The sequence below is a fragment of the Acetivibrio cellulolyticus CD2 genome (assembly GCF_000179595.2).
GTDB classification, from domain to species: Bacteria; Bacillota; Clostridia; order Acetivibrionales; family Acetivibrionaceae; genus Acetivibrio; species Acetivibrio cellulolyticus.
Genome location: NZ_JH556653.1, coordinates 214,496 through 225,210 on the forward strand (window position 1 = coordinate 214,496; position 10,715 = coordinate 225,210).

Sequence of the window (10,715 nt, forward strand, 5' to 3'; positions counted from 1 at the left end):
AAAGCACCAGTAGTGGAGGAATTATATTTGGAAAATACACAGAATAAGAAGCTGACAGGAGCTGCGGCTATTGTTATGTCTTCTATAATTTTTAGCAGGTTGACGGGTTTTGTAAGAGAAGTTCTTGTACCAAGCTTAATTGGAGTCAACCAAGTGGCGGATGCATATAACATTGCATTTAAAGTCACAGGATTAATGTACGACCTTCTTGTTGGAGGCGCTATATCTGCAGCACTAATTCCCATATTATCCGGATATATTGCTAAAAAAGATGAGGAAAATGGTTGGAAGGCTGTAGGAACTTTTATTAATGTAATAATGGTGTCTATGGTTTTCGTTTGTTTTGCAGGAGTTGTTTTTGCACCCCAATTAGTAACTATAATGGCACAGAATAATACCAGGGTTGATATAAATTTGGCAGTGGAGCTTACTAGAATTTTGTTTCCATCGGTGGCTTTTTTGATGATGGCTGGACTCTCAAACGGAGTTTTAAATGCCTACCAGAGGTTTGCAGCTGCAGCTTACGGTCCCACTATATATAATTTAGGAAGTGCACTTAGCATTTTTTTGTTTAGCAAAAGCAGGTGGGGAGTCAGAGGTGTTGCTTATGGAGTTATGGCAAGTGCTTTTATATATTTTGTCTTCCAGTTTTCATTTGCACGCAGGAATTTCAAATTTTATAGGCCAAAGTTCTACTTAAAGCATGATGGATTCAGAAAACTGTTTAAGCTGGCAATACCTTCGTTAATGTCTTCAGCGGTTGTGCAGATAAATGCATTGATAACATCTTCTTTTGCTTTGCAGTTTTCAGCTGGAAGTCTTACAGCACTCAATGTTGCGGACAGAACATGGCAAATGCCTTATGGTGTGTTTGCGCAGGGAATGGGAATAGCAATGCTTCCAAGTTTATCTTCAGACCTTGCAACGGGAAAAGTTAAAGAGTTTAAGGATACTCTAATGAAAGGTATAAAATCGGTGCTTCTAATGACAATTCCGGCAGGGGTAGGATTTATAGTACTTAAAGAACCAATCATAAGGACAATATTCAAGTTTACCAATAAGTTTGATGAAGAAGCTGTAATTACTGCCGGTAGTATTCTGATGTTTTTTTCAATTGCACTGCTGAGCCAGTCAATTGTGACAATTTTGAACAGAGCCTTCTATGCAGATAATGATACAAAAACGCCCCTTTATATCGGGATAGGCACAATAGTACTCAACATGATATTCAGCAGTATATTTATGAAAACAACAAATCTCGGAGTAAGTGGCATGGCTCTTTCGTACTCATTGGTAAGTGCTATAAATGCTGTTTTGCTGCTTACTATGCTAAATAAAAAGATGAAGGGAATTTATCTGGATAAGCTGTTTTCGTTTCTTGCTAAGGTTATCCCGGCTTCATTAGTCATGGGAGCTGCTTTGTTTTTATTAAATCTTGTGATACCTGGAGAAGCAAGCTCAAAAATAATCCAATTTATAGATCTCGCATTCGAAATAACTGTTGGTGTAGTTGTCTATTTTGCAGTAGTTCTGCTGTTAAAAGTTGAGGAAGCCGATAGTTTTAAAAACATGATTGTAAGTAAATTAAAGAAAACCGCAAAACGGCAATGATTTTTTGGGATTCCCATAAATTATTCAGTTAAAAAATACAAAAGATGTTGACTCCAAAAAATGATTAGTGTATAATAAAATACAAGAACACATGTTCGATGTTTGTTTTAGGAGGATGAAGAGATGATTGAAAAGAAAAAAGCATTGGAAATGGCATTAGGGCAGATTGAGAAGCAGTTTGGTAAGGGTGCTGTTATGAAATTAGGTGAGAACACCCATATGAATGTAGAGACAATACCTACTGGTGCCATGGGACTTGACATTGCATTGGGTGTTGGTGGAGTTCCAAGGGGAAGAATAGTTGAAGTATTTGGACCTGAGTCTTCCGGTAAGACAACAGTTGCTCTGCATATAATTGCAGAAGCTCAAAAAGCAGGTGGAGAAGCAGCATTTATTGATGCTGAACATGCATTAGATCCTGTATATGCAAAGAAACTTGGCGTTAATATAGATAATTTGATTGTATCCCAGCCTGATACCGGTGAACAGGCTTTAGAAATTGCTGAAGCATTGGTAAGGAGTGGAGCAATAGATGTAATAGTTATTGACTCGGTAGCAGCATTAGTTCCCAAAGCAGAAATAGACGGTGAAATGGGAGATTCTCACATTGGACTTCAAGCAAGGCTTATGTCCCAGGCGTTGAGAAAGTTGTCAGGGGTTATAAGCAAATCGAAAACCACTGCTATTTTTATAAATCAGTTAAGAGAAAAAGTAGGTATAATGTTCGGTAATCCTGAGACTACTCCGGGCGGACGAGCTTTGAAGTTTTATGCTTCAGTAAGACTGGATGTTAGAAGAATTGAATCCATCAAACAAGGTACTGAGGTTATTGGTAACAGAACAAAGGTTAAGGTTGTAAAGAATAAGGTTGCTCCTCCTTTTAAAGAAGCTGAGTTTGATATTATTTATGGAAAAGGTATTTCTAAGGAAGGCAGTATTTTAGATGTTGCAGTTAGTTTAGATATTGTCAATAAGAGTGGTGCATGGTTTGCGTACAATAATCAAAAGATCGGACAGGGAAGGGAAAATGCAAAACAATTTTTGATGGAGAATACTGCAATAATGAGTGAGATCGATGCTAAGATAAGAGAAAATTATAATCAAGCTTTTATCAAGAGTATAGATGCCCATATTGAAGAAGACGACGAAGATGCTGATTTAGAACCGGAAGATTAATAAAATCTTTGTAGCGGAAATAGGCACCTATTTAAGGTGCCTTATTTTTGACTACTTTACTGGTAAGTTTCGTATATTTGTATTTTAATATGGGGTTGACTATCTAAAATAATAATTTGATTTATTCACAGCTTTGAAGTAAAATGAAAGAAACCCATAATTATGTATAATTTACACTATATATATTCTATTATGCAAGTATTTAAAAGTATAAATGAAATGTTACATATGGATTGAAAATTAACACATTTAATTTTTATTTAGGTGATTATTAATGATTATTACTTCGTTTGAAAAAAATAAAAAAAATAAGGATATGGTATCGGTATTCATAGATTCTCAGTATTCGTTTTCACTTCCTGAGGAGGAATACATAAGGCTTGGGCTTTATGAAAAAAATGAAATTACTGATGAAGAACTAAGCTATATAAAAAAAGAAGTATTACTTAAAAGTGCTAGATCCAAGGCTATTAAGTATCTTTCTTTTAAGCTTCTAAGTGAAAAAGAACTATTTATCAAATTGCAGTCTATAGGATTTGATGAAGAAACAATCATAAGTTTATTGGATGATCTTAAAGCTATGGGTTATATAAATGACAAGATATATGCTCAGAAATTTGTCTTTGAGCGCAGCAAACTTAAGCCAAAGTCGAAAAAAATGCTTAAAATCGAACTAAGTACAAGAGGGATATCTGACGATATTATTGATGAAGTTTTAGATAACTTTGAATATGATGAATTGACGATTATTGGAAGATTAATCAGAAAGAAGTTTGGTAAGTATGATTTATCTGATCCGAAAATCGAGATAAAAGTAATGTCTTTTTTGATGCACAGAGGTTTTAGCATGGATATGATCAAACAAGGAATTTTAAACATAATTCAGGAAGAGAAAGATAGCTGTTCATAACTCTACTATATAGGTATATTTTAGCATTCCATAATAACTTGAAGTAAGTAAAAATTTATATAAGTAAAAATTTTGGTAAGTTGTAAAATAAAGTGACGGAAGAAGCAAAAAATTGAGACTCATGGTAAAATCCATTGTATAATGTTTAGCAACCACGAAAAACAAACAAAGGAGAAAACCATGAGCCAGATTAATAATACCGCAAAAACAAAAAAATATAAACACCTAAAAGCAAGAGAAAGATATAGTATTGAAATATTGTTAAAAGAGGGATTAAAACCTTATGAAATAGCACAGCGCATGCAAAGAGGTATCAGAACAATAGAAAGAGAAATATCGAGGGGAAAGATAAAGCTTGTGAACTCTGATTTGACTTACAGAGAAGAATATTGTGCAGATGTAGGGCAACGAATATATTATGAGAATGCAAGGAACAAAGGACCTGGATTAAAGATAGGTAAAGACCACAAATTAGTCAAACACATAGAAAAAAAGATTGTAAAAGAAAAGTATTCCCCAGATGCAGTGATAGGAGAGATAGAAGCGAAAGGCTTAGAGTTTGAGACCCAAATATGTACAAAGACAGTATATAACTATATAGATCGAGGAGATGTGTTCTTAAACCTTACAAATATAGATCTTCCAGTGAAAAAAAGCTGGCAAAAAGAGAGACTATAAGAAAATAAAGATACCGCATAAAAATCTTAAAGGAACAAGCATTGAAGAAAGGCCTACAGAGATTGATAAGCGCGAGGAATATGGACATTGGGAAATGGACTGTGTTGTTGGAAAACGTGAAGGGAAAGGTGCAGTATTACTGGTTTTAAGTGAGAGAAGTATACGCGAGGAAATAATAATCAAAATGCCATCAAAGACACAAGAATCAGTAGTAGCAGCACTAGATTGTTTGGAGAAGAAATATGGTAAATCATTTAAGGATAAATTCAAAACAATAACAGTGGATAATGGTAGTGAATTTCTTGATTATGAAGGCATAGAACGGTCTGTGAGGGCTGGAAAAGATAAAAGGGTGAAACTATATTATGCACATCCATATAGCTCCTGGGAAAGAGGCACAAACGAAAATACAAACAAGCTAATACGCCGATTTATACCAAAAGGAACAGATATAGGGAGAATAAGTAAAAAGACGATAAAATGGATAGAAACATGGATAAATAACTATCCAAGACGAATATTAGCATATAAGTCTGCAATTGATATGGCTGCAAGTTAAAACCTTGGGACTCTGTCCCAAGCCCTGTCCTCGCCAGAAGGCAGCCGGTCTGTCATAACAGACCGGGAACAAAAGGATGATAGTGCAATGGATGTAAAGGGTCTCCGGCTTTGCCTACGATGAACGAGCTATGCTCGCCCTTGACATCCCGAACAATAGTGCCAATAGTTTGCATTATACAAGTTTACCAAAATTTTACCGTCACTTTAACTTGCAATTTATATAAGTAAAAATTTTAAAATAATTACTACTCAATTTACTAAAAAAATGGTATAATAATTATTATATAAATTTAAATCAGTTCTTAATAAATATGTTTTCCTATAAAAAATAGTATAGAAATGGTATTCCAAAGTGTAGAAGGCACTATTTATAGTTATTAGGCACTTTCTTTTACGTTAATTTGGAGGGATTTAGAATGAGGAAAACAAAACTAAATAATTCATATTTTGACAATAGAATATTAATAATTGATGATGAGATCGGTATAGTTAATTCCGTGTCTGTTATCTTAAAGCGCAATGGCTATGACTGTGCGGGTGTAACAGACCCTTTGGAAGGAATAAAGTTATTAAAGGAACAGCACTTCGATATATTAATTCTGGACTATTTAATGGAAAATATCCATGGGGATGAAGTAATCAAAATGGTGCGTGGATTTAATTCCGATTTGTATATTATACTTCTCACGGGACATAAGGATATTGCTCCTCCGCTACTTACAATAAAAGCATTTGAAATTCAAGCTTACTGTGAAAAGTCAGATAGATTTGATCAATTGACTCTTTTGGTTGAGTCTGCAAGAAAATCAGTTATTCAAATGAAAACAATAAGACGATTTAATGATAGCCTTAATGCTATAATAAAATCAATGTCTAATATATATAGGATTAAGCCGTTGGAAGCCATTGTGAATGAGATTTTGCTGGAAATTCAGAGTATTATTGAATGTGAAAACGGTTTTATACTGGTCTATGAAAACAGTAGTATAAGAATTTTACCTCATAATATATTTAAGGGTATCGGAATATACAATAAAGAACTTGATAAATTTATGATTGAAGACTATCCTTCGCTTAAGAATCAGCTTAATAATGCAAGGACTGGAAATGATATTGTTAGAATCGAAAACGGAATAATATTACCTCTCGTAAACGAGTATTTTAATTCTCAGGGTGTATTATATCTACAAGGGGAAAGCTTTAATGATTGTGAGAAAATTCTTGAGATTTTTTGGGGGCAGGTAAATGCTGCATTAAGCAATTCGATAATGCACTTGCTGGTAAATGCAAAAAATGAAGAGCTTAGTAAAGCATATGATGAAATTGACAACTTATTTAAAGTTTTAGAAGGAAATTATCGCCATCAGGTGGATAAAAATGAGTTCCTGGAGCAGGTCGTAAAAAGCAGAACAGCAGCAATTAGAAGTTTGTTGGATAATGCTGGCCAGGGATTTTTGTCATTTGGACCTGATCTGGTAATTGACAGTGAATACAGTCTTGAATGCACAAGAATTTTTGGAAATAATATTGAAAATAATAGATTTTCAACGTTGTTGTTTCCTGAAGATGAAGACAGCATAAAGCTTATTGATGAAGCCTTTATTAATATATTCAAAGAGAAGGATATATCAAAAAGAGAGGCTTATATTTCACTTATTCCTGATGAAGTGGAAATGGGTGGAAGGTATATTCACTTAGAGTACAAAACAATTAGTTCAAACGCAAATGAGAATTTGAAAAAGGTTATGGTTGTTCTGACAGATTATACTGAAAAAAGACATCTGGAAAGTCAGATGGAAGAAGAACGCAGAGTGCTGAAAATGGTTGTCAATGTTGTAACAAATAAGGATGACTTTTTTGACTGCATAGATCAATATAATAGGTTCAGTGAGAGAAAAGACTGGGATATTTTGAAGATTAATAAGCCATTTGAGTACATAGTGCTGGAACTATACCGTCAAATTCACACCTTTAAGGGAAGTTTTGCAAATTTCCAACTCACGAATGCAGTGTCAGATTTGCAGGATTTTGAAGATAAGATGTTTGAATTTAAAAAGAATATTGATAAAAGAACTAAATTTGATTTACAAGAACTTTTAAATGGCTTTGACCTAAAAATAGCCCTGGATAAGGATCTGAAAGTTTTGGAAAATGTGCTGGGCAAGGAATTCTTTAAGTGTAAAGGCAAGGTACATATTGATAAACAAAAGCTTATTGAAATTGAAAACAAAATGGAGGCTATGCTTTCAAAAGAAGAGTGTGAAGTGCTTGTGCCTTTAGTTAGAAAGCTGAGATTGAGGCCTTTTAGTGATCTTATTCGCACTTATCCTGAATATGTTTTAAGAATGACCGAGATGTATGGAAAAAGGGTATATCCTTTTAATGTAGAATCAGATACGCAGATATTGGTTGATGCAGATATATTTGGAGACTTTGCAAGGGCTTTGATACATATATTCAGAAATATTATAGATCATGCAATAGAATATCCTGAAGATAGGCTTGAAGCAGGAAAGGATGTCTCTGCTACTGTTAAATGCTCTATAAAGCTGGTCGGGGATTCAATGGTTATTACTGTTAGTGATGATGGTCAAGGCATAGATATTAATGAAATTCGAAATTGGGCAGTAAAGAATGATGTGTATTCGATTGAGAAGGTAAATAAGTTTAGTGATAAAGAAGTTGTGGATCTAATTTTTTTGGATGAAATGACAACTGAGAAAGTGGCTAATGAAATATCAGGGAGAGGGCTTGGTTTACCGGCAGTTAAAAATGAAGTGGATAGGCTTAAGGGTGATATTGAGATTAAATCATCTAAAGGAAAGGGAACGGAATTAAAGTTTACCATTCCACTTTGTTAGAAAAGCTCAAAATGTAAAGATAAATTTAATGCCCGGCTATTTTGATCCAAAATTGCCGGGCATTAATTTATGAAATTTTACAGTTTGGTCTTTTTTTTGTGTGTTATAATAATATTGAAGAGATGTTTTTGATAGTACGTTTCATACAAAACTTTAAGGAAATAATAGTATATAATATATAAATAATAAAGTAAAAGCGGAGGAGTATTCCAATGGAAATGGATAAAATAAGTTTTTGTGAGAATTGCCTAAAAGATGTTGAGTTTGAAATACGGAACGAAATAGTCAAAGTCGATCTAAAAGACATTGTGTTTACTTATGGGGCACTTGTACCATATTGCAAGGAGTGTGGGAAGGAATTAAGTATATCTGAAATAAATGATTTAAATATTATCAAGGCCTATAAGGCGCAAAAGGAAGCACTTGAAAGTAGAGATGGATCGTATTGAGAATTACTTAATATTACTTAATGTTACTTAATATTACTTCAAATTTTCACGTGGCAGGTCAGTCTACTTTGCTACGTTGCTCGCTACGCAACCATCTGGTTGTTCCTTTTTGCTGCAATGCTTACCTATATTTGCAGCATTCCCAAACTGCTTTTTTGAAAAGTAATTAGTTGACAGTCATATTATTTATGTTGTAAAATAAATTGTAATGGTATAAATAACTGTTAGCAATATTACAAGTGATTATAATATTGCTAATAAGGATTTTGGTTTTTATTATAATAGTCAATAAGGTATATTATTTTTTCGTCGTAATTATCATTAAACCAACAATTCGTAGAAATGCATGTTTATTCAATTCGGGATTTTCTTTAATATTATTATAATAATGAACAAAAATTTGACACTTTCCAGGGTGCTTTTAATAGAGCTGATTTAAAAACATCATACAAGTAGATATTAATAATCCATTTATAAGATGGGTAATAATATACAATTTGTGAATAATGTAAAGGAGAGATCGAAATGAAAAAAGTTGTTTCACTAATATGTGCATTGGCATTAATGGTAAGCATATTTTGCGTGACTTCAATTTGCACAGTAGGTACAAGTGTTGCTGCATCAGGGTTTAAGGTTTCAGGTACAAAGCTTATAGATGCAAAAGGAAATGAGTTCGTAATTAGAGGTGCAAATCATGCTCATACCTGGTATAAAGACCAATTATCAACGGCAATACCGGCTATGGCAAAGGCAGGTTGTAATACAGTAAGAATAGTATTGTCTAATGGCGGTCAGTGGACAAAAGATTCAGCAAGTGATGTAACCAATATCATTAACCTCTGCTCACAGAACAAAATGATTGCGGTGTTAGAAGTACATGATGCTACAGGTAAAAATGATGAGACTTCATTACTGGCAGCAGCGAATTATTTTGTTGATATCAAGAGTGCCTTGGTAGGAAAAGAAGATCGAGTTATCATAAATATAGCAAATGAATGGGGCGGAACTTGGGATAGTGCAGCTTGGTCAAGTGCTTACCAAAAGGCAATACCTGTTATCAGAAATGCAGGTCTTACTCATACAATAATGATTGACTCATGTGGATGGGGACAATATGGAACATGTATAAAGGATGCTGGAAAAGCTGTATTCAATTCAGATACACTTCAAAATACAATCTTTTCTGTACATATGTATGGATACGCAGGTAAAGACGCAACAACAATAAAGTCAATGATTAATGGTGCACTCGATCAGGGATTGGCTATATGTGTTGGTGAGTTTGGCTGGAACCACTCCGATGGAGATGTTGACGAAGCAACAATTATGAGCTATTGTAAAGAAAAGAATGTAGGATGGATGGCATGGTCATGGAAAGGTAATGGCGGCGGAGTAGAATATCTTGATATGTGTAATGACTGGGCAGGTACCAGCTTAAGTACTTGGGGTACTACAATTATTAATGGTACTAACGGACTTAAAGAGACTTCAAAGATATGTTCAATATTTGATAACTCAGTAATAGTGACTCCAACTCCAACATCGGGAGGAAATTATATACTTGGTGATGTTGATGGAAGTGGTAGCTTTAATTCCATTGACTTTGGATATGTAAGACAATACTTATTGGGTATGATTAATAACTTCCCGGGAACAAATGGCGAGCTTGCAGCTGATGTTAACAAAGATGGAAGTGTTAATTCATTAGATTTTGCTGCTATGAGACAGGTTTTAACGGGTATGAAATCAGGTTTCTAATAAGATAAAAATAATTTAAAGAATGCGTTTCCTTACGGGGGCGCATTTTTTGACATTAAGGGAATTATGATTGTTTTATTTCTCGACAGGTAAGTTGTAAAATAAAGTGACGGAAGAAGCAAAAAATTGAGACTCATGGTAAAATCCATTGTATAATGTTTAGCAACCACGAAAAACAAACAAAGGAGAAAACCATGAGCCAGATTAATAATACCGCAAAAACAAAAAAATATAAACACCTAAAAGCAAGAGAAAGATATAGTATTGAAATATTGTTAAAAGAGGGATTAAAACCTTATGAAATAGCACAGCGCATGCAAAGAGGTATCAGAACAATAGAAAGAGAAATATCGAGGGGAAAGATAAAGCTTGTGAACTCTGATTTGACTTACAGAGAAGAATATTGTGCAGATGTAGGGCAACGAATATATTATGAGAATGCAAGGAACAAAGGACCTGGATTAAAGATAGGTAAAGACCACAAATTAGTCAAACACATAGAAAAAAAGATTGTAAAAGAAAAGTATTCCCCAGATGCAGTGATAGGAGAGATAGAAGCGAAAGGCTTAGAGTTTGAGACCCAAATATGTACAAAGACAGTATATAACTATATAGATCGAGGAGATGTGTTCTTAAACCTTACAAATATAGATCTTCCAGTGAAAAAAGCTGGCAAAAAGAGAGACTATAAGAAAATAAAGATACCGCATA

The 10,715-nt window shown here is 34.0% G+C and carries 7 protein-coding genes and 1 pseudogene; all 8 read left to right on the forward strand.

Translation table 11 applies throughout. The features are described from left to right. The first annotated feature begins 27 nt into the window (after window positions 1–27). Window positions 28–1,611 carry a murein biosynthesis integral membrane protein MurJ gene (gene murJ / locus ACECE_RS0203305; RefSeq protein ID WP_010244096.1) on the forward strand — a complete coding sequence of 528 codons (1,584 nt, stop codon included), beginning with the start codon at window positions 28–30 and terminating at the stop codon, window positions 1,609–1,611. Window positions 1,612–1,734: 123 nt separating this feature from the next. Next, window positions 1,735–2,787, forward strand: a complete 1,053-nt coding sequence (gene recA / locus ACECE_RS0203310) for a recombinase RecA (protein ID WP_010244097.1) — start codon at window positions 1,735–1,737, stop codon at window positions 2,785–2,787. Between the two features lie 274 nt (window positions 2,788–3,061). Further along, window positions 3,062–3,697 carry a regulatory protein RecX gene (locus ACECE_RS0203315; protein WP_010244099.1) on the forward strand — a complete coding sequence of 212 codons (636 nt, stop codon included), beginning with the start codon at window positions 3,062–3,064 and terminating at the stop codon, window positions 3,695–3,697. A gap of 180 nt (window positions 3,698–3,877) precedes the next feature. Further along, window positions 3,878–4,934, forward strand: a pseudogene (locus ACECE_RS26430) (IS30 family transposase). 418 nt (window positions 4,935–5,352) lie between these two features. After that, on the forward strand, window positions 5,353–7,797 hold the full coding sequence (locus ACECE_RS28985) for a DUF3369 domain-containing protein (protein ID WP_010244101.1): 2,445 nt from the start codon (window positions 5,353–5,355) through the stop codon (window positions 7,795–7,797). 212 nt (window positions 7,798–8,009) lie between these two features. Continuing rightward, window positions 8,010–8,246 (forward strand): hypothetical protein, encoded by a 237-nt coding sequence (locus ACECE_RS0203335; RefSeq protein ID WP_010244103.1) that lies wholly within the window; start codon window positions 8,010–8,012, stop codon window positions 8,244–8,246. A gap of 525 nt (window positions 8,247–8,771) precedes the next feature. Continuing rightward, window positions 8,772–10,004, forward strand: a complete 1,233-nt coding sequence (locus tag ACECE_RS31630) for a cellulase family glycosylhydrolase (RefSeq protein ID WP_010244105.1) — start codon at window positions 8,772–8,774, stop codon at window positions 10,002–10,004. 194 nt (window positions 10,005–10,198) lie between these two features. Then, window positions 10,199–10,715 (forward strand): helix-turn-helix domain-containing protein (locus ACECE_RS26445; protein ID WP_010244108.1); only part of this gene is annotated, 517 nt, incomplete at its 3' end.